Source organism: Bythopirellula sp. (assembly GCF_041737835.1).
Classification (GTDB): Bacteria; Planctomycetota; Planctomycetia; order Pirellulales; family Lacipirellulaceae; genus Bythopirellula.
Map to the genome: position 1 here is coordinate 296,359 of NZ_JBGSQY010000040.1, position 22,252 is coordinate 318,610.

The 22,252-nt window shown below is 53.9% G+C and carries 18 protein-coding genes and 2 tRNA genes; 14 read left to right on the plus strand and 6 right to left on the minus strand.

The genetic code is table 11. The features are described 5' to 3' along the window. Window positions 1-33 precede the first annotated feature (33 nt). A complete protein-coding gene (locus tag AC6T8Q_RS12850) occupies window positions 34-684 on the plus strand; it encodes a choice-of-anchor F family protein (protein WP_500679459.1) in 651 nt (216 codons plus the stop codon). Window position 685: 1 nt separating this feature from the next. Here the strand turns inward: AC6T8Q_RS12850 and AC6T8Q_RS12855 are convergent, their stop codons facing one another. From AC6T8Q_RS12855 to AC6T8Q_RS12865, 3 genes are all read right to left on the minus strand, one after another. Next, a complete protein-coding gene (locus AC6T8Q_RS12855) occupies window positions 686-1,642 on the minus strand; it encodes a serine hydrolase (RefSeq protein ID WP_500679460.1) in 957 nt (318 codons plus the stop codon). Between the two features lie 9 nt (window positions 1,643-1,651). Beyond that, window positions 1,652-1,725 (minus strand) — tRNA-Arg (locus AC6T8Q_RS12860). A 179-nt stretch (window positions 1,726-1,904) separates the two neighbouring features. Next, entirely contained in the window at window positions 1,905-2,753 is an 849-nt protein-coding gene (locus AC6T8Q_RS12865) for a PEP-CTERM sorting domain-containing protein (RefSeq protein ID WP_500679461.1), read from the minus strand. A gap of 184 nt (window positions 2,754-2,937) precedes the next feature. On the opposite strand from AC6T8Q_RS12865, the gene AC6T8Q_RS12870 reads away from it, so the two are divergent. Continuing rightward, a complete protein-coding gene (locus tag AC6T8Q_RS12870; RefSeq protein ID WP_500679462.1) occupies window positions 2,938-3,576 on the plus strand; it encodes a hypothetical protein in 639 nt (212 codons plus the stop codon). A gap of 171 nt (window positions 3,577-3,747) precedes the next feature. Here the strand turns inward: AC6T8Q_RS12870 and AC6T8Q_RS12875 are convergent, their stop codons facing one another. Continuing rightward, window positions 3,748-4,752: a glycoside hydrolase family 25 protein gene (locus tag AC6T8Q_RS12875; RefSeq protein ID WP_500679463.1), complete on the minus strand. Its 1,005-nt coding sequence runs from the start codon at window positions 4,750-4,752 to the stop codon at window positions 3,748-3,750. A gap of 280 nt (window positions 4,753-5,032) precedes the next feature. Between AC6T8Q_RS12875 and AC6T8Q_RS12880 the strand changes: the two genes are divergently transcribed. The 9 genes from AC6T8Q_RS12880 (at window position 5,033) to AC6T8Q_RS12920 (ending at window position 13,875) form a co-directional block, all read left to right on the plus strand. Then, a complete protein-coding gene (locus tag AC6T8Q_RS12880) occupies window positions 5,033-6,886 on the plus strand; it encodes an adenylate/guanylate cyclase domain-containing protein (protein ID WP_500679464.1) in 1,854 nt (617 codons plus the stop codon). 178 nt (window positions 6,887-7,064) lie between these two features. Beyond that, a tRNA-Asp gene (locus AC6T8Q_RS12885) sits at window positions 7,065-7,138 on the plus strand. A gap of 386 nt (window positions 7,139-7,524) precedes the next feature. Then, complete coding sequence (locus AC6T8Q_RS12890; RefSeq protein ID WP_500679465.1) at window positions 7,525-7,890, plus strand: hypothetical protein; 366 nt, start codon at window positions 7,525-7,527, stop codon at window positions 7,888-7,890. Window positions 7,891-7,960: 70 nt separating this feature from the next. Then, a complete protein-coding gene (locus AC6T8Q_RS12895; RefSeq protein ID WP_500679466.1) occupies window positions 7,961-8,338 on the plus strand; it encodes a hypothetical protein in 378 nt (125 codons plus the stop codon). Window positions 8,339-8,630: 292 nt separating this feature from the next. Next, on the plus strand, window positions 8,631-8,873 hold the full coding sequence (locus AC6T8Q_RS12900) for a hypothetical protein (protein ID WP_500679467.1): 243 nt from the start codon (window positions 8,631-8,633) through the stop codon (window positions 8,871-8,873). Between the two features lie 224 nt (window positions 8,874-9,097). After that, window positions 9,098-9,559, plus strand: coding sequence for a hypothetical protein (locus AC6T8Q_RS12905; RefSeq protein WP_500679468.1), 462 nt, complete (start codon window positions 9,098-9,100; stop codon window positions 9,557-9,559). Between the two features lie 197 nt (window positions 9,560-9,756). Next, window positions 9,757-11,316, plus strand: a complete 1,560-nt coding sequence (locus AC6T8Q_RS12910; RefSeq protein ID WP_500679469.1) for an alpha-amylase family glycosyl hydrolase — start codon at window positions 9,757-9,759, stop codon at window positions 11,314-11,316. 355 nt (window positions 11,317-11,671) lie between these two features. Continuing rightward, the gene (locus AC6T8Q_RS12915; protein ID WP_496922837.1) at window positions 11,672-12,361 is read left to right on the plus strand and encodes a response regulator transcription factor; all 690 of its coding nucleotides are present in this window, start codon (window positions 11,672-11,674) and stop codon (window positions 12,359-12,361) included. Window positions 12,362-12,453: 92 nt separating this feature from the next. Beyond that, on the plus strand, window positions 12,454-13,875 hold the full coding sequence (locus AC6T8Q_RS12920; protein WP_500679470.1) for a sensor histidine kinase: 1,422 nt from the start codon (window positions 12,454-12,456) through the stop codon (window positions 13,873-13,875). Between the two features lie 194 nt (window positions 13,876-14,069). On the opposite strand, the gene AC6T8Q_RS12925 is transcribed toward AC6T8Q_RS12920, so the two are convergent. Both AC6T8Q_RS12925 and AC6T8Q_RS12930 read right to left on the minus strand, forming a co-directional pair. Beyond that, on the minus strand, window positions 14,070-15,593 hold the full coding sequence (locus tag AC6T8Q_RS12925; protein ID WP_500679471.1) for a PEP-CTERM sorting domain-containing protein: 1,524 nt from the start codon (window positions 15,591-15,593) through the stop codon (window positions 14,070-14,072). Window positions 15,594-15,716: 123 nt separating this feature from the next. Next, window positions 15,717-16,850 carry a DUF1559 family PulG-like putative transporter gene (locus AC6T8Q_RS12930; protein WP_500679472.1) on the minus strand — a complete coding sequence of 378 codons (1,134 nt, stop codon included), beginning with the start codon at window positions 16,848-16,850 and terminating at the stop codon, window positions 15,717-15,719. Between the two features lie 501 nt (window positions 16,851-17,351). On the opposite strand from AC6T8Q_RS12930, the gene AC6T8Q_RS12935 reads away from it, so the two are divergent. The 3 genes from AC6T8Q_RS12935 to AC6T8Q_RS12945 all read left to right on the plus strand — a co-directional run bounded on the left by AC6T8Q_RS12935 (window position 17,352) and on the right by AC6T8Q_RS12945 (window position 22,231). Beyond that, on the plus strand, window positions 17,352-18,521 hold the full coding sequence (locus AC6T8Q_RS12935; protein WP_500679473.1) for a XylR family transcriptional regulator: 1,170 nt from the start codon (window positions 17,352-17,354) through the stop codon (window positions 18,519-18,521). Window positions 18,522-18,852: 331 nt separating this feature from the next. Then, window positions 18,853-19,776, plus strand: a complete 924-nt coding sequence (locus tag AC6T8Q_RS12940) for a PEP-CTERM sorting domain-containing protein (RefSeq protein WP_500679474.1) — start codon at window positions 18,853-18,855, stop codon at window positions 19,774-19,776. Between the two features lie 85 nt (window positions 19,777-19,861). Then, entirely contained in the window at window positions 19,862-22,231 is a 2,370-nt protein-coding gene (locus tag AC6T8Q_RS12945; RefSeq protein WP_500679475.1) for a dockerin type I domain-containing protein, read from the plus strand. The last annotated feature ends 21 nt before the right edge of the window (window positions 22,232-22,252 follow it).

Sequence of the window (22,252 nt, forward strand, 5' to 3'; positions counted from 1 at the left end):
ATCGATAACTCAATTCCTTAAGGATTCAACAACATGAAATGCTATCAATTTTTAATGCTGGCCGCTGTGAACGTACTCCTGGCAACCTACACGCATGCCGGCGAGATCACCGGCTTCTCGTGGTCGTCGGGAATCGCCTCGGTCGGTGTTCAACCGATCGTGCCGCCGATCGTGCCTAATAATAACGACGCCGTGGGCACGTCACCCAACGAAGTGTTCATCCCGCAGAAGAATTATGTCGGCATCGGGCCGGTCGATATCGAGTTTACCGTGTCTGATTCTGGCGGCGTGACCGAATATCATTTCCGCGAAGGGGTCTTCAACGGCACGGGTATTCCTTGGACCGACTACCACATGGAACTCGGCTTTGGCATGGGGACCGACTTTGCTCGTTCAACAGCGGGGGATGGGCTCGACTTCGATTTCCCAGAACAAAATTCGCCGGTTTCAATGGGACCTTTTACGACCATCGTCGTGGGCGAAGATACGATCGATGCCTACAACGGCGTCGTTCCACCGTTGGTTTATGTCGGTTATCTCCATTTTCACATCGACGTGCCCGACGGAATCACAGCATTTACCATTCGGCAGTATCCCACGATTGACGGCACCGTGCCCGAGCCCAGTTCGCTGTTGCTCGCTTCAATACTTTTGGCAGCCGCCGCCATGAAGAGAAGGAGTTAAGCTACGGAGATGCTGCTCTCTCGGGTGCTGCCATCAGCGCAAAGATTCGCTCGCCCAGTTCCTTAAACTTAGGTTTCGCGGCTACTTCGTTGAGTGGCAAAAAGCACGCAATCACGAACTTTGTCTTCCCATCGTCGACAATCCCCACGTCGTGGGCCCAGTCGGCGTACCAACCCGTCTTGTGATAGAACATCGCATCGCGGGGCAGCCCCTGTGCGAGCTTCGTATTATCAAGTTGCCGTCCCAAGTAGCTTTCCAGTTGCCTGCTCACCCAGGGATTCACCAATTTGCGGGCGTGGATGCGATACAGAAAATCCGCCGCGTGCAGGGCACAGGTTTCCGTCCCCGGCACGTCGGCGTAACCTGGGTCCTCGACCGTTCGCTTGAGAAACTTGCGTGTCACTTCGCTCCCCTGCCAACCATACTCGTGCAGCAAGGAATTGATCGCCGGGCGCTGGGCAAAATCGATAAGGCAATTCGCCGCCGTGTTGTCGCTCCGCGTAATCATCAGATCCAAAAGATACCCCAACGTCACTTCGTCGCCATTCACCATCAACGGCCGCGGATCCGTAGGGATTTCTTTCACGCGGTCGACGACGTTGGGGTCCTTCACGACAAACTTCGTATCAAGCTCGGCCTTGCCATCGGAAATCTGACGCAGTACCTCCGCCGCGACGTACATCTTGTAAACCGACGCCGGATAAATGAAGTTGTCGGCATGCACGCCCCCCAACCGCGGCGGATCAGCCGACAGATCAATGACCGCGAGCGAAATCCGCTCGGGCCCATCTTCGGTCGGAAACTCGCGATCAAGGCCAAGCTCGGTAACGATTTGGTCGAGAGACCGAGAAAGCCGCGGATCATCAACAAAATGCGCGGGGAGAGCGACGTCAGCGGGCCCACTGATTTGGGACGAAAGATTGGCCAACACAACGGCGATGGCTGTGAAAGTGAGCATAGATATTAGTACGCCTGGCAGGACTCGAACCTGCGACCGGCGGATTAGAAATCCGCTGCTCTATCCAGCTGAGCTACAGGCGCGTGCTGATATTCTAGCTGGAAATAACGCTTTGGGCAGGCCGGATTTTCGCGAGTGGCCGCGTGTGCGACTATCCCGGCCAGTACATTCTTCCCCCAGAAGAGCGAATCCATTGCCGGTGTACGACGATCTCAGTTTTACGGGAAGATATTCTCGCTGCTGCGGATAACCCGGCATTCGACTAACGCCGACGAAGCAGACCTAACGAAGCCAAACCAACAAGAAGGATGCTACTAGGCTCTGGCACGGCGGTTGATGCGGCCAGTGGTTCGACGACCACGCCGTAGTTGGTTTGCCAACCTGCGAGGCCGCCGGCAGACGTGATCACGGAAGAGTTAGGATCGCTACGTTGCCAGATCAAAAAGTCTCGTCCATCCACGTCATTATCGCGATCAAAGTCGCCCAGCAAAATCGGTGGGCTGATTCCCATTAACCGCCGTGCCTGGCTACAACTGAGTTGTGCCTGGTTGAACCACAAGTCTGCTGCGCTGGAGTAACCGACCGCGCCAATTTGGGAAGTGGTTTGAGTCCAGTTCTGGCAGCATTGCGAGGATTGGTACCCATTAAAATCAGAGCCTGTCCAGAAAGGTGAATTGGCCTGAAGCGCCGTACCAAATTCGTTGTAGTTCACGGGAGAGAGAAGATAACCGTCCCAAAAATCGGCACTATCGGTGGCCAACAAATCGCCGTTTCGATTGTAAACAGGACCGACGATCTCCATGCGATCTCGCGCGTTGACATCGTTGGTGGAGATCAGAGCTTTATAAATGCGATCGCTACCATTCCAGCCGGGAAGAAGTTGGGCAGCGTTGGCGCGTCGGTTCACCTGCAAGTCAGCCGACAAAGCACCGCCGAAGTTCGAAGCGCCGGGATGCGGTTCTGCACCTGCGGAGATTGAGTACGTGTTATTGGTGATAAACACGACATGCCGGTATTGGGGCGTTTGGGCGTGAGCAGAAGCTGCGAAGCTGGCTACGGTTAGCGCCAGAGCAGAAAGAAGCCGCCAACGAGAATCGAGCCAAATTTGCATGACGGTTTCCAGAGAAGTCTTGGGGTGAGCATCTAGTATAACCGCAGCCAGCGAGAAGAGCTACAAAGCTGTGTAGGTGGGTGTAAGTGCTCGCCCACTCCCGGCCACTCGGCCTTTTCGCTAAAATGCACTTCCACGTGTTCGTACAGACAATACAGATTCAATCAGCGCAGGCGGTTTCGCAGTGAGAAAATTGGCTTTAGGGATCGTTCTATTACTCATTGCCGTCAGAGCTTTCGCCGATTATCGCTTCATGTCGGAATTCGGGGCCGACTCGCAGCACTCTGTCTGGCTGATGTATCTGGTGGGGAAAACCCTGTTCTGGCTCGTCACGGGTATCGCAGCCATCGCCTTGATTAACACCAGCGAGATGAAAAGCCGGCTGTCAATCTTCGGCTGCCTGCTGCTGGTGCTCTGGATCGGCGCGCTCAGTTGGTCAATTTTCGTCTATCACGATGCCCGACGGGCACTTGTCGATGCTTCGTCAACGGAGTCCTCATCCGAACGACTCAAAGCGCTCGCCAACTTCGCGGGCCTGCAAGCGGGCTACGAACTCGACAACCGGCTGGCGGGAAATCCCAACACGCCCCCCGAAGTTCTGCGTCGCCTGCACGGCAAGCCTTATCAAATCGGCACGGAGATCACGCTCGCGAAAAACCCGAACGCCCCCGACGACGTGCTCCTGGCAATAGGAGCCCGCAAGGACGAGTGGTCGGAGCATCTTCTTAAAGCGCTCAAGGAAAATCCCAGGTACAAAGATTTGTTTCCCGAGGAAGCTGCCGCCGAAGATGCTGCCAAGCCCGAAGCAGATGAAGAGAAATAATCTCCTGAAGGTGTTTGTTACTGCCGAGCAGAATTTGCTCAGTGGATCCAGTTCGATGTACAGCAAACTAAAATCAGGCCGACTTTACAGCCGGCCCGTTCGCTTAATTTGAGGAAAACTGGATTCCCGCCCTCACCTTCGTGAGGGCAGGCTCTGCGCGGGAATGAGGGGCTACCGCGAACGGCGCTTCAACACCAGCACGCTGCACAAGCTCACGAGCAACAACGTCGACGGCTCGGGCACGGTCGTCAAGCCGGCCAGCGATCCGTTGGCATATTGTGTTTGCCAGATCGCGAGGTCCGTGGCATTGATCGCCCCATCGTGATTGGCGTCCCCCTTGGCGAAGGTCACGCCCGTGGCCAATCCGACATTACGCTGCCAAGCGAGAAAGTCGCGGCCATCGACGTCACCATCGCGATCGAAATCGCCCGACGGTTCGAAGGGGACAAACTCCAAGAGATCGTCCATCGTTCCTTCAAACACGTTGCGGTCGACTGCGCCGCTGATGCCGCTCACGGTTCCGGAAGCAGTGAACTGCCAGAAATCCCAATCGCTCCAAATGCCACTGGCCGACGCCGGTGGTTCTGCAGGAGGTGTGTAATTGTAGTTAGCGAGCCAAAAATCGTACTGTGAAATGTTGGATTCAAAATAGCTTGTAGCGTAATTCGTATTTGCATAGATGATCGGAGCGAACCCCATTCGGTTCACAACGACGGAAACGAAATCGCGAATCCATTCCGAAACATAGGCCTTCTGCGTACCGGAAAATTCGCCAATCGTGGGCAACCGTTCGACATCAAGCACCGGTCGCAGCACATGCCCCGGTTGAGCGTAATAACCCTGAATCGCGTCGACGAAATCATTCGCTTCGTCGATGGCATCGTTGGGGTTGCTTTCCGCGCTATCGGGACGACCAAAATGATAGGGCCCGATGAGCATCCCCGCATTGATCGCGTTGGTCATGTTTTGCGTGAACTTGGCATCAACGAAATCGACCCCTTCAGTCGCCTTGGTGAAGGCGAACTTGATCCCAGCGTTTTTCACAGACGTCCAGTTGACGTTCCCCTGATAGTTGGAAACGTCGATGCCCGGCAGATAGGGTTGGGCAGCCGCAAGTTCAGCAAAGGCACCAATGACGATAACAACCAAAACGACGACACCGCGCAAACAAGCCATCTTCTCAACCTTGTTGATGTGTTGAATTCGATTCCGTGCCTACGGAGCTTATTGTAGCCGCAAGTGCGAAAATCGCCGCATCGGAATGCGCTGGGGTTTATCGCATTCGCGCTAGGTGCCCATGACCCGCACGACAGCCCCAAACCGCATATTTTGCCGAGAAAGGCAGCCATTCCGTGCTCTCCACGCCCCGTGCTGTAGGCTCACCCCGCCGCGTCGATTACCATAAAAGAGGCAGGGAACTGGCCACAACTTCTCGATTTCCAGGGTCGCGAGCCGTATGGCTACTACATCCCTTCAACTTTTGCAGCCCGCCAAAAAGACCATCCTCTCGGTCTTGTTCTATCACCGCCATCAACGTGTCTTCGCTACGCCGCTCGACACGCGTTTGGAAATCGGCCGCCAACGCTCGGGTGAACCGGCTCCCCGGCGGCGGATCGAACGAACCGACCACGCCCGGATCGTGCTCGCTCCGTACGACGACGTCGACATTTCGCGCTCGCACATTTCGCTGCGCGCGATCAGCGACAACGAGATTGAAATCAAGAATCTGAGCAAGACCCAGCCCGTGCGGTTGTCGCGAGACATCCTGCTTAACCCGGGCCAAAAAACAATCACCAGCCCACCGCTACTCGCGCAGTTCAGCACCTATGCGGTGCGCGTGGAACCGCCACTGGAAGAGGATCTTGATCTGCAGCCGCTCCCCGAAGCCACGATGCCGCCGGGGACAAAAGTGTTCGAGCAAGGCCTGGGCCGGCTCAACATCGGCACAATGGACGAACGGCTTCTCATCAAATGGCTGGAGACCGTACTCAGCGTATTCCAAAGCGCCGCCAACTCACGCGACTTCCCCGTGCTTGCTGCTAAGGCACTTGTGAAAATTGTCGGCCTCGACGCCGCGGCGATGATTGAATGCGAAGCCGACGGTCGCTGGAAAGTTGCCGCGCTGCATTCGATTGTCGATGGACAAAACGAAGCTACGTGGATCCCCAATCAAACGCTGCTCAAACGCGTCATCCGCGAGCGGCGCACCTTTCGCAACGTTCCCGCCAACGCCCCCGATACCGCACAAAGTTTGAAAAACATCTTCGCGCTTGTGGCCGCACCGATTCTCGATGGCAAAGGAAACGTGCTGGGGATCCTTTACGGTGACAGGAGTAGTCACAAATCCGGATGCATCCCCGAAATCAGTCCGTTTGAAGCCAAACTCGTGGAAGTCTTGGCGACTGGCATCGCCGCGGCACTCGCGAGGGTGAAGGAAGAACAAGCAACGATGGCGGCCCGCGTGCAGTTCGAGCAATTCTTTACGCCGCAACTGGCGATGCAATTGGAGAATGATCCGCAACTCCTCACTGGCCGCGATGCCAATATCACGGCGCTCTACGCCAATGTTCGTGGCTTCAGCCGAATCAGCGAGCAACTTGGCCCCGCGCGCACGATGACGTGGCTGCAAGACGTGATGGGTTCGCTCGCCGAATGCGTGCTCGAAAGCGACGGCGTGCTCGTTGATTTTCTCGGGGACGAATTGATGGCGATGTGGGGGGCACCGATCGCCCAAGCCGATCACGCCGATCTCGCTTGCCGCACGGCGATGAAGATGCTCGGCACGCTTTCCGAAATCAACAATCGCTGGAAACGGCAACTCGGCCGCGATGTCCATCTGGGCATCGGCATCAACTCGGGCGTAGCGCGGGTCGGCAACACCGGCTCGAAGCAAAAATTCAAATACGGTCCGCTCGGCGATACGGTCAACATCGCCAGCCGCGTGCAGGGGGCCACCAAATATCTCGGCACGGAATGCCTCATCACCGGCACAACCCTCAGCGGACTTTCCCAACCCCACGCCACGCGGCGGCTCGCGCGGGTGAAAGTCGTGAACATCGAGCAACCGCTCGATTTGTATGAAATCGTCCGCAGTACGCCGCCCGATTGGCAGCAACATTGCTCGCGTTATCAGGACGTTCTGACGGCGCTCGAAACCAAGAATCTCACGCTCGCGGGCGATCTGGTCATCAAAATGGGCGAAGATTATCCCCACGACGCGGCCGTCGAAGCCCTAGCTCACCGGATTGCCGAAGCTCGGCTCGCTCAACCCACGGCTGACAGCGCGATCTGGCATTTGCCGGGAAAATAAAGTGAACGTAGGTCCCTGGCGAAAGGTCCCAGCAGTGGTGGATAGGTGCCCCAAGCCCCCTTGCCAGACTTCGGTGCTGGCAGTATATTTTCGGGTCTCGTTTGCCGATAAAGTCGCTACCCATGTAAGGCCTGTCCTGCACTGGATTTGCTAGCAAACGAATCGAAACCATAAACACGGCGCCGTAGCTCAATTGGTTAGAGCACTGGACTGTCGATCCAGAGGTCGCGGGTTCGAGCCCCGTCGGCGTCGCTTAAAGAAAAGCTAAGCCTGACAGTCACTTATGGCTGTTAGGCTTTCTTCTTTTGGAATGCAAATTCTTCGCTGCCCTCCGCTGGTCCTCCAATCTGTTCGGGAACTAGGACTTTCTGGCCATGAACTGCTGCTTGAGTAGCGGCGGATATCCTGAAAGATCAATGCCAGTTGGTCATGGGTCATGCCTTCCTGGGAATTTCAGGAGTGCTTGGCTGAATGATATTTCAGCAGCAGAGTGTTGTTTCTGCCTTATTTAAATACGATCCATTGTGGTTTGTTCTTCTACGGATTTGCCGCCACAAGCAGGCCTATGCAATAATTGCTAAAGCAGTAAGTATCATTTAATCCGCCGTTGGGGCGGCAACGAGATGGGATGCCAGGCTATGTTGCGATTTGTGACGCTGACGTTGATTGGTATAGCATTCGTGACGTACCTGATCGTGATTGGCCAGATGTCCCTGAATGCGTTGTTACTGTTCTTTCCGTTTACTATGATTCCTTACTTGCTGATCGCGGCGGTAGTGATGCGCTGGCGTTCGATCGGAAGTCAACTAGTATGCTTGTTTGCAACCATTGCATACTTGGCATGGTTTGCCTACGTGTACTTAGATGCAACGGTCTGGCACCCTGACGCTCAAAGTCCCATCGCCTTCGCATTCGTCAGCAATTATGCCGCTCCTGTACTTTTCATTCTGTGGTTAGTGGCTTACGCATTCGAGTGGAATGCCCGCTCCCAGAGCTACAGTTAGTCGCGTTTGCAGACCGATGACCTTCCACGGCGATCGATAGTCCTAATCAAATGATTTTTCGAGCTCAGTTATGAGTTGGTATTCAGACGATCCGCGCTTAGAGTACTACAGCCCTTTGGCAATCTCAGCAGCCATTCCTGTCGATACGTTTTTATTTGTTATTGATGCATTGCACGTAACACCATTCTACGCCGGTGAAGAGCCCAGTGACTGTGAAGCAGATTCGCGACATTGTTCCGCCAAAGAGCTTTGCTTAGCAATACCCCATTACGCTAAAAGTCTATTTGGAACTGAGTGGCAAGCGGCTCTACACGAGATGGGTCTCCTCACCAGTGATGACCTCGGCCAAATTGTTTTTTCAATGGTTGACGGCGGTTTGCTTCAAGCGACGGCAGAGGACCATTTAGAAGATTTCATCGGTGTTTGTCGCTTTGTTGATAGTCATTAAACCCATAGCCATGTGAAAGCAAGCCGCGCGGCGAGTGTTATCTTCGATCCCCAGCATCACCGACAGCATCCCCGCCCAGGCTTTCTCCTCCCATACGACGAAGGGCATAGAAAATGCCTTGAGTTATTTGCGCCCAATTTACGGGCTCACTGCGATTTGAAAGAGCATCGCCGAGGTTTAGATTTTACACGAATAAGCTTGGGGCTTCGGATCAATCCTGATCACGGCAATTCTTTTGCTACTTATGAAGTCAGCAATTCGTACAAGTACACCCCAAAATAGGATTCAATTCATGCGCGACGCGAGCACTACCGACAATGTTCCCATCCAAGTCCATGAGGATAACACTGGTCGACCATGCCTCGAAATCGCGCCGGTCCAAGTTCCTCAAATTCGGGTGCTTTTTGATAGTGTTGGGCTGAAATACACGGTCGAAGAACCTTTGGACGAGATTAGCCAACCGCTGACATCGATCGTGTTCGAGACCAAAACCAGCCGCGAAGAAGTCCAAAGTTTGCTCGATGAACTCGATTAGTGGTCCTCGAGATTACGGAACAGCAACTTCTCGCAATACACTGATCATCACTAGGCCACTTAGGTTACACAAACACCAATTTCCGAATTCCCGCTGACTCGCATCGCGGTACAGGTATCTCGTACTCGAACTTTTCCCAAATGTCGGTATGCGAGTTGCTAGCTCTAAACAGAATCAATCAGCACTCGGCTGATCTCTTAAACCTGTTCACAGAGGGGACAAAAATGAGTCGTTTCAAAGGTATTGCGAGTTTTCTCATCGCACTTTCACTCTTTAGCTTGGTGAGCGAGAGCGCCGAAGCGCGCTGCCGCAAGCGTTGTCGGCCACATCGATCGCGTCATCAATCTTGTGCTCAGACGTGCCATCATCAGGCCGCGCCTGCACCATGTGGTTGCAATATGGACGGTTATGAGTCGTCTAGCACGTATGACGAACACCAATCGCAAAAAATCGACAGCTCGCAGATGGACGGTCAGTCGTACGCCAATGAATCGGCCAATGCCCAAGTTCCCGCACCTCCCACGGCTGCTAACTCGGCACCCGCTGCTAACCAAGGCGATAATCCCAATGAACGTGGCGACCAACGTTCGGCCGCCGATGTTGAGCAAAACCGCGGTCAGAATACCGACCAGAGCTTGGCTCCTGACAGTTCCGACGTTCCCATGCGTCCCGGCAGCACCAACTAGTGTTGAAAATCACAAAACTCCGCGCTGGCGATGTTGCCAGTGCGGAGTTTTTTTATTCCCTATCGAGCCCGCTTGCCATCTCTTCCGCTGTCCTGTCTTTAAGACAGATTTCAGTTGGTGAAATGCCGACAAAATCTCAACACGTAAATCAGCTTCTGTTACAATGAGGGTCTCATCGATACCCAGGGTTTTGGCGGATGTGGCAGACTCTCTTTAATCGGGCTTTGCTTAGTAGTCTTACCGGACTTTTGGTCTGGCTGAACTCCACAACTGTCTTGGCCTTGCCCGCGCTTGAAGACGTCGTCTTGTATGAAGTCAATCTCCGCGCTTTCTCAGAAGCAGGGAATTTAGCTGGGGTGACCGCGCGTTTGGATCAGATTCAGGAGGTCGGAGCCAACGTGTTGTGGCTGATGCCCATTCATCCCGTTGGACAAGAGCGGAGCGCCGGAGGACTGGGATCTCCTTACTCCGTGCAAGACTACGGAAGTGTCAGCAGCGAATACGGTGGTTTGTCGGCGCTGAACACACTCGTCGATGCGGCCCACGAACGTGGGATGTCTGTGATTCTCGATTGGGTCGCCAACCACACCGCATGGGATCACCCCTGGATATCCAATGCCGATTGGTACACGCAAAACTCGCAAGGACAGATAGTTCACCCCCCAGGAACGGGTTGGCTCGACGTAGCCGACTTGAATTATTCGAATTCTGCTATGCGGTCGGCCATGATTAGCGAGATGCAATATTGGGTGACTGAAGTCGGCATTGATGGGTTTCGAGCTGATGCCGCCAACTTTGTTCCTTACGATTTCTGGCAACAAGCCATACCCGCCGTGCGCGGGGCGACGGAACGCCCGCTCTTGATGCTCGCCGAGGGGGATCGACCCGATCACCATGCAGCCGGCTTTGACCTGACATTTGATTGGAGTTTCTCCAACTTAGTGAAGAACGTGTTTAATTCGTCTGGCTCAGCGTTGACATTGCAAGCGGGTCATCAACAGATATTCTCGGGAGTTCCGGCCGGCAAGAGCGTGCTTCGCTTTACGACAAATCACGACGAAAGCGCGTGGGATGCAACGCCCGTTGAGCTTTTTGGCAGCTTAGAAGCTTCGCTCGCCGCTTACGCGGTTACGGTCGCTTACGGTGGTACGCCACTCATCTACGGTAGTCAGGAAATCGGCTGGGAAGAAAATATTCCGTTCTTCACGAAGGCGCCAATTGATTGGACAACGGGTGCCGAGACAGCCGAGTGGTATGCAAAGCTATTCGCAATTCGAGAAGACCACGAGGCACTTATAAAAGGAACGCTGAGTGACCAAAGCAATAGCAACGTGGCGATGCTGATGCGACAACATGAGGATGACCAAGTGCTGATCTTGGTTAACACGCGTAATAGCGCGCGTTCCATTCAAATTCCTGCCGATTGGCAAGGGTCTTGGTACAACCAATTTACGGGTGACTCGCAGACATTGACTCCGCTCTTTTCGCTCGATCCCTACGAAGTCCTAATCCTAGCGCAAACGTCGCCCTTGGTGCCGGGTGACTTTGATGGCGATGGTGACGTCGATGGCAGGGACTTTCTGGCCTGGCAACGAGGTGAATCACCAGCTCCCTCCAGCGTGGACGATTTGGCCGATTGGCAAAGCAGTTACAGCATAACAATGTCAGCCGATGTCACCGCAATCCCCGAGCCAAATAGCCTACTGGTTGGTTTTATGCTGTTTGGATTGTTAACCTGCCGTAGGAAACACTTTTGAATGTTTGTCCGACGTAACCGTCGTCTAATACTAAAATCAGCCGCCGGATCATCCAATCCCTGCGGCTGATTGCGTTTTTCGAAACGGTTTCTGTTCTGGCGGGCACGGTCAAATCGCCTGGGATATTGGCTGAAATTTGGCTTGAAGGCGATGATCGCAGGACGACCACGCCATTGACACCTGTAAGCTCTCGTGGCTGCAATCGCAAATTGAGCGCTATTACAATTCCGTAAGAATCGCTCGCCTTTTACCCTTCGGCCAGAAATCGTTAAAATAGAAACGTTAGAATTACATATCGAGCTGCTAACTTCAGTAACCTTGCATTGAACATCTCCACCAGCCCCGCGGATCAACCGTGAAAGTCTTAGTTATCGAAGATGATGCGGTCATTGGCCGGGCGCTTACCCAAGGCCTCCAAGAAGCAGGCCACGAATGCGAGTTGGTTGCCAACGGTCGTGCGGGTTTGGCCAAGGCTCAATCGCAATCCAGCGATGCAATTGTGTTGGACCTAGCGCTCCCTGAACTCAATGGTATGGAGTTGCTCCAACAACTCCGTGCGCAAGGAATCGATACCCCCGTGTTGATTCTGACTTCGTTGGGCTCGGTCGACGATCGCGTCGCGGGGCTTGAAGCGGGCGGCGACGATTATCTCGTCAAACCGTTCGCCTTTCCTGAACTGCTGGCCCGCTTGGTGGCGATCACGCGACGGTCAATCAATCAAAGTTCCCAATACTTGGAAGTCGGACAACTGCAGCTCGATCTCTCTACGCGCCGCGTGACGCGCGAAGGGAAAGAAATCGATCTCACCCCCACCGAATTCAGTTTACTCGAATTTCTGATGCGCAATGCCGGTCAGGTTCTGACTCGCAAGATGATTTGCGAGCATCTTTGGGAAGCCGACTGGGAGGGAGTGACCAACGTTATTGAAGTCCACGTCACCCGGCTGCGCGGCAAAATCGACCGCGGCTTTGACGAGCCCTTATTGCACACCGTGCGTGGCCGCGGCTATGTGCTACGAGCCGCGCTGACTCCATCGGCTCAATAATGGCCAGCTTTTGCGAATTGCGGCTTTCGCACTCTTTCTATCGCTGACTATCATGACTTGAATTGTCAGTCACTCCTTGAACCAAGAGTCGTATGGCCAATTTCTTTCAAAAGGCGCGCTTCCGGATCGCGCTGTGGAATACCTTCGGCGTTGCGGCAATTGTGCTTGCCGCATTGTTTGCCGTCCGCCAAGGCGTATGGTGGACGATGCTCCAAGAGACCGACGACCTACTCGCCGAGGACGCGCAAGAAATTCAACTCGCGCTTCAGGAACTGCCTGAGAGTCAATTCCTGCAACTCAAAGACGAACTTCGTCGCAAAGCGCTCGGGCACAAAGAGCATGACTGGTTTGTCATTTTGATTGACGACCAAGGAAATGTGATCTGGGAAAGCGAAAAACTACCCATCAACCTCTCCGACTTTCAGCAGCTGTCCAACCGGTCGCGACGCACCATCGATCAAAATCGTTTACTTTGCCGGAAAGTCGATTCCAACGTCCATGGTGTCGCTAAAATTTGCGTCGGCGCGGCGATGGATAATCTCACCGCCGACATTGCTCGCGTCGATCGGCTGGTTGTCACCGCCGGTTTTTCGATTTTGTTGCTCTCGCCGTTGTTAGGTTATCTCTTGGCGGGTCGGGCCACCAAGGACGTGCAGGAAATGTCCGCCACGGCCGAGCGGCTTAAGCCCGCGGCGCTCGACGAGCGTTTGCCGATTCGCGGCACGTACGATGAGTTCGACCGACTGGCGATGACGATCAATCGCTTGCTCGACCGCATCGCGCTCTACATCAATCAAAAGCGCGATTTTTTGGCCGATGCCGCCCATGAACTACGAACTCCGCTAGCGGCGATTCACAGCTCGATTGAAGTCGCGCTCGCCAAGCCCCGTTCCCAGGAAGAATATCGTCGGCTGTTGGAAGAGGTCATGGAAGAGGGAGAATCGCTTGAGGTCTTAGTCAATCAACTTCTCTTGATGTCCGAAGCCGCCGCGCGACCGCACGTTGGTGAACCCGCCGACGTGAATCTCAGCGAGGTCGTTGCCAAGTCGGTCGACATGTTCAGCGGTGTCGCCGAAGCCAACAACGTCGCGCTGAAGTCCGAAATCGCCCGTGGCATTTTTGTTCTGGGTAACAAGCCCCATTTGCGTCAGTTGCTCAATAACTTGCTCGACAACGCGATCAAATACTCCCCACCGCAATCCCAAGTGACCGTGCGGCTCGTGCTCAATGCCGCCAACCACTCGGCGTTGCTGTCTGTTTCCGACGCCGGCCCCGGAATTCCGGCCAACGATATTCCGCAATTGTTCGATCGTTTCTTCCGCGTTGACCGCTCGCGGAATCGCGATGCCAAAAAAGGGACCGGCCTGGGGCTCTCGATTTGCAAAGCTATCGTCGAAGCGCACAATGGTACGATTGAATGCCAAAGCGGCGCAGGGCAGGGGACCACAATGACGGTTCGCTTGCCTCTCAAACAATGGCAAGCCGTCGACAGTGCCACGGTCGCACAAGATTAGAGCAATTACAAAAAGTGATGAACCGGACGCTAGCGCGTGGCGGCTGATTTGATCAGCCGCAGGGCGCTAGCCCACGGTTTATTCAGGCGTCAACCACAACATCGACACAAAAAAGGACGACTCGACTCTGCCCAATCATTGTTTGGAAAAGTCGAGCCGCCCCCTGTAGTTTCAGGCGTTTGTCGTTGCTGAACTTATGCCCGACGGCGTCCCATGAAAGGGACAACAGCCAGACACAACAACACCAACGAAGTCGGCTCGGGCACGGCACCGATTCCCGCCAAGGCACCACCATTGTAGGCAGTTTGCCAAGTGCTCAGATCGCCAGAGCTAAATGGCGCCGGCGAGTTGCCACGCTGCCAAGCGAGGAAGTCACGGCCATCGACGTCGCCGTCATCGTCAAAGTCACCAGGAGTTCCGGCAGAGACGGAGCTGTGGCCGATCAAGACAACGTCTTTACCATTACCCGCACCAAGGATGGTGTCCACTACGCTATTATCAGCATCGATCCAAGAGATATCTCCAGTATAGCTGATAGTCCAGTTGTATTGAGTCGAACCGAAAACAGCAGAAACCATATCACCTTCACGATAATGAGTCGTACCGTCGGCGCTTGAGAAAACGCGATCATCAACTTCACTTCCGTTGCCGTTGAGGTCACCCGTACCCAAAATCAACCCACCGAAAACCCCACCGAAATCAACGTCAAAAAGCCCAATATCATTGGGAACACAAGCCGCACCTACGCAAGCCGCTTCATTGAGAACAAGTTCTAGCCTCGACGAGCGTGTTCCGCCTGTAGCTGAAGTCAACCCGTTGTTTATCGAGAGGTTAAAAGGTACCTGAAACGGACGAGTCTGTCCGTTTTCATAATGAAATTCGAAAATGCCAACGCCACGATTGATACCGTCTGGATCTCGGTTGGTAGTTCCACCATCGGTCGTGTTGGCAATTCCTGCGAATGATGCAATTGCCACGTTAAAAGCTCTCGCATAACCGCCCGTACTTGGATTATGTACGATGAAGCGAGCAACTCCACTTGCACCTGTTGGCTGGGCTGTCGTCCCATTAATCGTTCCGCTTCCGTGGGACATTCTCATGCCTGGCCCACCCACGGACCCAATATCGAAGACACCACCGCGATAATCATAAATACCGTTCCCAATGCCCGCTTGAGACGTGTCCGGTCCCGCAAGATCAAACTCATCCAATGGAATTAGAAAATTGCCACTGACTTGATTGATGCGACCGGTTGTAGCCACACCATCAACACCGCTTGAACGACCGACCACAATCCCGTCAACAAAGTTCATGTCGCCTTTAACGGTCAATAAATTTGAACTGGTTGTCGCTCGAGAAATATAGAGATTGTCGAAAGTCTGAGCGCCATATCCGGATGGAAAAGTAAATGAACCGACATTTGCAAAATTTGGATCGTTAGTCGGATCGTAGACAACGCCCTCCGCATTAATGCCATAACCATTGTTGATCTGAATATCGGTTGCACTTGCGCTACCTGGAGGCAGAACATTGTTGGCATTGGAATTGATATTCCAATTCACTGGATCAAACCACCACGACGTTCCATTTTCTCCATCCCATACGATAGCGGCATTTGCTGCTGTGGGAGCAAAAAGCATCAGACCAACGGCTAGCAACAATAACTTTTGAGATACAAGTTTCAATACTGTAGGTACACCAAAGAGTCGAGCAATCATTATCGAGTTTCTCCCAGTTGAAATGGTGGAATGCCATTCCGTTCGCCAAACACTTGCTGGCTTGATGACTAAGTTAAAGAAAAGCTATGGTGAAAAGTTTATGCCTTAGTATTAATGCTGCTATTAAGGACAGACTGGCGCTGACCCATTGATGTCGATGACCTCCCCGCCATCACGGGTCGCCATGCGATCAAGCATATTTAGGTCGGTATCCCTGGAGAGACCTTGAACGCTGCCATCGCACATTGCAAAAACCACAGTACCCGGATGATTTCCGCCGAATCCACTGTCACCAAAGTTGATAGCGGCCTCGGTATTACCTTGCGGTCGAGGCGGTAAATCACAGCGTTCACAAAATCCTTTTCCGCTATTGGCACGGTTACCCACAAATTCGAATGGAGAATGATCGCCATTAAAAGCGTGTGCATTCTCGGAACGGCCCTTACCAACTTCACCTGCTAAAAGGGTATTGGTCGTGCCATCGGTGATACTCTTGAGGCTTGTTAATCCCTTCCATCCGATAACACGGTTGCCATTCTTAATTAAGTCAGTAGCCCGCCTCACTTGCGGCACAGGACCGTCAACGAGATGAGCATCACCCGTCGTAAATCCACCGAAATATTCCCAAGTTCTAAGCACACCCCCATCGTCGAAAATCGAGCACGTCGAACCGGCCACGGGCATGTAATCTGAAATCGAGCCATAGTAGCCAAGTGGAGTTCCCGATTGCTCGGGATCGCCATGAGGATGACCATGACCATCTCCTACGGCCCTACGAACCAACATCACACGCGATTCATGATTCATCGAAGGGCAAAAGTAGGCATCCACAGTGGCCGATCTCATTTGTAAGGTCTGATCGTAAAAGCACCCGAAGCTACCCCGATTCTTATCCCACAGCTTTTTAGCTTGGGATTGCTCAAGATAATCCAGCAGCAATGCCGCATAGGTCAGATTGCCGTCTGCAATGCGCATGGGAGGTAATTCCCGGCGTGAATCGTGATAATTCAGTGTCGCCAAGCCAATTTGTTTCATGTTGTTGATGCATTGCGTCCGCCGCGCCGCTTCGCGTGCTGCTTGAATCGCGGGTAACAACAACGCCACCAACACACCGATGATCGCAATCACCACCAATAGCTCGACGAGCGTAAAACCGCGTCGGCGGGATGTGGGGCAAATCTCCAGAATTGGACCATTTCCCTCGAAATTAGGGATCTGACCCAGAAAGCTCTCCCTAACAACTACCGATCGACTCATAGCAGTTCCTCTTACTAACGATCTTCACTGACGGCCAAGCCGTCGATTGCAACTCTGGAAAAGTGGTCCAACTGCCAGAAGCCAACTAGCAATCTCTTGGCAATAGGTTTGCCAAGATTTCGACGTCGATCTTCAAGCGTGGAACAAATCGATAAGTGACTAGTGCAAAAGAAAAGAAGTTTTTGCCGCTAGACCTTATTCTAATTTAAATGTGCTCCTGGTACAGCTTTTTGGCAGACTGAATCACGCAGCGTTCTTCCGAATCGTTCATCAACCTGTCTGCCCTGTCGTTGCCAACAGGACAATGTCTATCAGAAACGACTCCCGCTTTAGGTCGATTAAGCTTTGCCAAAAAATATGCAAGCAAGCCTCTTGAAAAGTTCTTCATTCATTCTAAAAGAATATGGTTTGCATTCTAGAGGCACTTCTTGCAATAATGGTTCAACAATGCGCATCGCACGATAGCGTACCTTTTCTGCGAAAAATATCACTTTTCATCCAATGACCGAGGCTCATCAAATCGCGCTCGCGTTTCCTCGTGGGGCCCACCAGGAAATGCTTATCGACGGCGTATTGCAATACGCACGCGAGCATGGCTGTCGTTGGTCGTTTATTACTGCCCCCGAATCGCTCTCGCTCTCGATTCTCGATCTCCAAGGACGCTGCGGCAACGGCGTGATCGCCGCGCTCAACACGGCCGAAGAAGTGGCCTGTGCCCAACGCTTGGGGGTGCCGATGGTCAACATCTCAAGCGCGATGGTCGAGTCCCCCGTCCCCCGGGTGAACATCGATAATCTGCTGTTGGGCAAAATGGCCGCCGATCATTTGATCCAGCGCGGCTTCTCGAATTTCGCCTACTACGGTCTCACGAAGGTTGGTTATTCCCAACTACGCCAGGAAGGTTTTGAATCGCGGCTCGCGGCGGCCGGATTTCGCTGCAATGTTCTGCTCGCCGCCCCCACTTTTGGCGTGCAGGAGCTGCATTGGCAGGAGCAATATCAGGCCCTGGCCGAGTGGCTCGGATATCTGTCCGCTCCCGTTGCGCTGTTCGCCGTCTCTGACTACCGAGCCAGGCAAGTACTTGACGTATGCAGGGAAAGTGGAATTAACGTCCCTCAAGATATCGCCGTGTTGGGGGTCGATAACGAGGAAGTCATCTGCCAACACATCCAGCCGCAGCTGAGCAGCATCGCCCGTAACGACCGCTTGGAAGGCTATCAAGCCGCGGCCGTTTTGCACAATCTTTTGCAGGGTAAAACTGCCAGCCAGTTCACAACGATCCCGCCCGCGGGAATCGTCGAACGCGAATCCACACGAGTCATCGCCGTGTCTGATAGCCGTATCCGCGAAGCCATCAACTACATCTTCCAGCACATCGAGCAGCCGTTCGGAGTACAAGAACTGGCCTTGCATGTGGGCGTGTCGCGCCGCTGGTTGGAATACAGCTTCCGCGAAACAGTCGGAGAGAGCCCTTACAAATACATCCGCCGACAGCAACTCGAGCATGCGCGGCGATTGTTGGCGGAAAGCCCAGCTATCAAGATTTACCAAATTGCTCAGCGCACGGGCTTCAATTCCGCGAAGCGATTCATGACTGCCTTTCGTCAAAGCTTCGGCATGAGCCCGCGCGAATACCGCCGCGCTCATCACGGCGAGGTGACCAAACCGTAATGATCAACAACATTAATTACGCAATCACGACCTTTGCGCAAAATGAGAATTGAATGCAAAAACTGCTCCTTGTGCGCAATTTCACGCGGAGTTAGTGTAAATGCAGGCCAAAAAGGAAATGGTCAATTAGAGTGATATGAACAAGGCATCGCGGCGGCGATGTCAGTAACCTTTTCTCGATAATCAAATGTGCGTTTCGCTCCCCAGCTAACGCACATACCCGGGCAAGTTACTAGCCCGGGCAAGTTACTAGCCCACTTATCTTGATTACCGACAACTATTCTTATCGACTACTACAGCGAGTTTTTCACTAACCGGGAGGGACTGTCTAATGAAATGTTCGTGGCTTGCATGTCTTGTGTGCGCACTTGCGCTTTTCTCGATTCACACACCTGCTGTTGCGGGCGTCGTTGTGAACGACACCTGGATCGATGGCACCGATGACGACCCAGCGGGTCCGATCTTTTCTGAAAATGGCGTCGATTCCGACTCCGACGGCGATCTCGAATCGGCTTGGTTCCAAGGTGGCGGTGGCACGCTCAACCCGGTCGGCCCCGGCGGCCCCTTGCGAGGCGAAGTTATCGCCTCTTCGTCTTCCTGGACGACCTATTTCACGGCTGAAGGCTCGGAAATTAACCTTGCAAATGATGGTGACGCAATCAAAGTCACCTGGGCATATAGCATCAGTGGTCTTGGTGCTGGCAATACTAGCCAAAACCATCGTTTAGCAGTTGTTGATTCACCTGCTGCTTCTCGCATCGACACGAATGCCGCGCCAGGAAATGCAGTCTACACTGGCTATTCCATGTTCATGAACATGAGCCCGACCTTGGGAAATTCCAATCCCTTCCAACTGCGCGAACGCGGTGGGGCGGGTGATTTGCTTAGTTCGTCTGGCAACTGGTCCTCGCTGGCAAACGGTGCCACGACTGGCGCCGCTGGATACGCGGAAGGCACGACTTACACCTACGAATTGACCATGACGCGAAATGGAACGTCGCTGGACATTGTTTCCACGATGACCGGTGGCAACTTGAACAACGCAGGATTCGCGACCGTTAGCGTCAACGATCCTTCACCAAGTTCATTTGCTTTCGACACGTTCGCGTTGCGTCCTTCGAATGCCGCCACGACGGCCACGACGTTTGACACTTCGTTGTTCCGCGTCGAGTTTATTCCCGCGGTTCCCGAACCAGCTTCATTGGCTCTGTTCGGAATGAGTGGACTGGCTTTGCTGCTGCGTCGTCAGCGCTAAGATTTTGTACTTTTCAATTTGATTCAGGCGGTGTTCCTCAGACGGGACACCGCCTTTTTTCTACGCTTCCAAGTGGAAACCCGTCATGCGCAAGTTCGTTAGGCTCGTTGTTCTTTGTTTGGCCGTTGTTGTTTGCTCCCAGGCACAGGCCCAGCTTCCATTCTTCCCGGGTGCGGAAGGCTACGGCGGCAACTGGTCAGGCACGGCCCCAGCTGGTGGTTGGTTATCTAACGCATCGGTCTATCGCGTAACCAATCTCAACGACAGCGGCGCGGGATCGCTGCGCGGCGCGTTTCAGGAAAACAGCTCCAACAAGATTATCGTGTTCGATGTCGCTGGGGTAATTAACCTCACCACCGACAATCTCGATATCAAAAACCTCTCGAATTATTACATTGCCGGCCAAACCGCCCCAGGACCCGTCACGATCTACGGCGACATGGTGCAGCTCACCCACAGCGGTGGCAAAGAGAACCGCAACGTCGTGCTGCGCTATTTGACATTTCGCAAGGGAACGGCCGACAACTCCGACTCGATCACTTTGGCAGGTAGCGGATTGGGCACCAATTTGATGCTCGACCACGTCACTGGTTCTTGGTCAGAAGACGAAATCCTCTCGGTCGCCAACAACAATACCAACGTCACGGTCCAATACTCGATGATTCACGACGCGCTCGTGAACGGCCATGCCTATGGTTCGTTGATTCGCCCACGGATCGATTCGCAAGTGTCGTTTCACCACAACCTGTATGCCAACAACGCCAGCCGCCAGGCTCGGTTTGGCACCTACAACGGCGAAACACTCACAGCTGACTTCCGCAATAACGTCGTTTACAACTTCCGCGACCGCGCCAGCTATGCCGGTGGCAGCAGCGAATCGGAACAAGAGTATGCCGACATCAACTATGTCGGAAACTACGTCATCGCGGGCCCAGGCACGACCGGCAATGCGAATATCGCCTTTAGTGTCGACAAAAACATGGACGCCCGTGTTTATCAATCCGGCAATTATATCGATCCCAATAAGAACACAACGCTCGATGGCTCGAACACAGGTTGGGGGATGTTCCTGGTTTCTCCACCGGTGACCGACCAAACTCTCACACAGATGGCATCGCCGTTTGCCACATCCCCGGTCACCACCCAAACCGCCCCCGAGGCCTACGAACAAATCGTTGACTACGTCGGCAACTGGTGGTGGGCCCGCGATGCCATCGATTCGCGCGTGATTGGCAACGTCACCGACTTCACCGGCGTACCCATCGGTGCGGCCGCTCCGATCGCCAGCGAATTAAATGCATTGCTTGCCACCCCTATGACGACTCACCCCGTGGGCTACGACGTTGATAACGACGCCATGTCCGACGCTTGGGAAACGCTCCACGGTGGCAATTTGGTGTGGAACGCCGACTTCGATAACGACGGGTACATCAATCTCATCGAATTCATCAACGAGAAAGGGGAGTTCCCCGCCCCCGCGCCAATTGTTTTTAATGGTGGCCTTAACAATCGCTATGCCCACATCATGAATTGGAAGACCGACGATGGCGGCATCACCACGGGCTCGAATTGGCAACCCTCGAAATATGATCTCGCTGTGATCGAAAATGGAACAGTCGTTGTCGACGCCGTGGGCCAACACGCAGGCATTTTGCAGATCGCCCCCGAGGCGGGGAACAACGCCACACTCAACATCACCGGCGGCTGGCTCAAAGCGGCCGAAGGGGTGGAAGTCGGCTCGGCCAGTGGCACAGGTCAGCTCACAATCGCATCCGCGGGAACACTCTTCGCACCAATCGTGGCCGTCGGTGCCCAAGGCACACTCAGCGGTACTGGCGAAATCATCGGCAATGTGCTCAACGAAGGGGTTGTTTCCCCGGGAAATTCTCCGGGTACGCTTGACGTCTCCGGGAACTTCGCCCAGAACGCTGGCGGTATTTTGAAAATGGAAATCGCCTCCACCTCCAGCTTCGACAAACTGCTCATCGGCGGGGCGTTGATGGCGGGCGGCACACTCGATATCGACTTGCTGAGCTTCATGCCGTCGGCGGGCGATTCTTTTGATCTGTTCGATTTCGCATCGTCACTCGGTTCCTTTACGCTCGATCTCCCCGCTCTCACCAGCGGATTGATTTGGGACGCCAGCAACCTGCTACAAACCGGCGAGTTGAGTGTCATCACGGGGGCCATTGAAGAAAACGCCGACTTCGACGGTGATGGCGACGTCGACGGCCGTGATTTTCTCATCTGGCAACGCGGCTTCGGTGGCCCGGCCTCACTCGCCACGGGAGATGCCAACAACGACGGCCAAGTGAACGAACTCGATCTCGCGATTTGGCACGATCAGTATGGCAATCCGCCGGAAGTCTCGGGCGTGACGGCCGTGCCTGAACCCGGCAGCTTGGTTTTAGTCAGCTTGGCCGTCTGCGGCTTGCTATTCCGACGTACCAATTAGGCATGAGCAATCGATTTCGGA

Excerpts from the sequence above, each read along its gene's own strand:
- AC6T8Q_RS12850 (WP_500679459.1), top strand. The coding sequence starts at position 34 with ATGAAATGCTATCAATTTTTAATGCTGGCCGCTGTGAACGTACTCCTG.
- AC6T8Q_RS12855 (WP_500679460.1), bottom strand. The coding sequence starts at position 1,642 with ATGCTCACTTTCACAGCCATCGCCGTTGTGTTGGCCAATCTTTCGTCC.
- AC6T8Q_RS12865 (WP_500679461.1), bottom strand. The coding sequence starts at position 2,753 with ATGCAAATTTGGCTCGATTCTCGTTGGCGGCTTCTTTCTGCTCTGGCG.
- AC6T8Q_RS12875 (WP_500679463.1), bottom strand. The coding sequence starts at position 4,752 with ATGGCTTGTTTGCGCGGTGTCGTCGTTTTGGTTGTTATCGTCATTGGT.
- AC6T8Q_RS12880 (WP_500679464.1), top strand. The coding sequence starts at position 5,033 with ATGGCTACTACATCCCTTCAACTTTTGCAGCCCGCCAAAAAGACCATC.
- AC6T8Q_RS12890 (WP_500679465.1), top strand. The coding sequence starts at position 7,525 with ATGTTGCGATTTGTGACGCTGACGTTGATTGGTATAGCATTCGTGACG.
- AC6T8Q_RS12895 (WP_500679466.1), top strand. The coding sequence starts at position 7,961 with ATGAGTTGGTATTCAGACGATCCGCGCTTAGAGTACTACAGCCCTTTG.
- AC6T8Q_RS12900 (WP_500679467.1), top strand. The coding sequence starts at position 8,631 with ATGCGCGACGCGAGCACTACCGACAATGTTCCCATCCAAGTCCATGAG.
- AC6T8Q_RS12905 (WP_500679468.1), top strand. The coding sequence starts at position 9,098 with ATGAGTCGTTTCAAAGGTATTGCGAGTTTTCTCATCGCACTTTCACTC.
- AC6T8Q_RS12910 (WP_500679469.1), top strand. The coding sequence starts at position 9,757 with ATGTGGCAGACTCTCTTTAATCGGGCTTTGCTTAGTAGTCTTACCGGA.
- AC6T8Q_RS12920 (WP_500679470.1), top strand. The coding sequence starts at position 12,454 with ATGGCCAATTTCTTTCAAAAGGCGCGCTTCCGGATCGCGCTGTGGAAT.
- AC6T8Q_RS12925 (WP_500679471.1), bottom strand. The coding sequence starts at position 15,593 with ATGATTGCTCGACTCTTTGGTGTACCTACAGTATTGAAACTTGTATCT.
- AC6T8Q_RS12930 (WP_500679472.1), bottom strand. The coding sequence starts at position 16,850 with ATGAGTCGATCGGTAGTTGTTAGGGAGAGCTTTCTGGGTCAGATCCCT.
- AC6T8Q_RS12935 (WP_500679473.1), top strand. The coding sequence starts at position 17,352 with ATGACCGAGGCTCATCAAATCGCGCTCGCGTTTCCTCGTGGGGCCCAC.
- AC6T8Q_RS12940 (WP_500679474.1), top strand. The coding sequence starts at position 18,853 with ATGAAATGTTCGTGGCTTGCATGTCTTGTGTGCGCACTTGCGCTTTTC.
- AC6T8Q_RS12945 (WP_500679475.1), top strand. The coding sequence starts at position 19,862 with ATGCGCAAGTTCGTTAGGCTCGTTGTTCTTTGTTTGGCCGTTGTTGTT.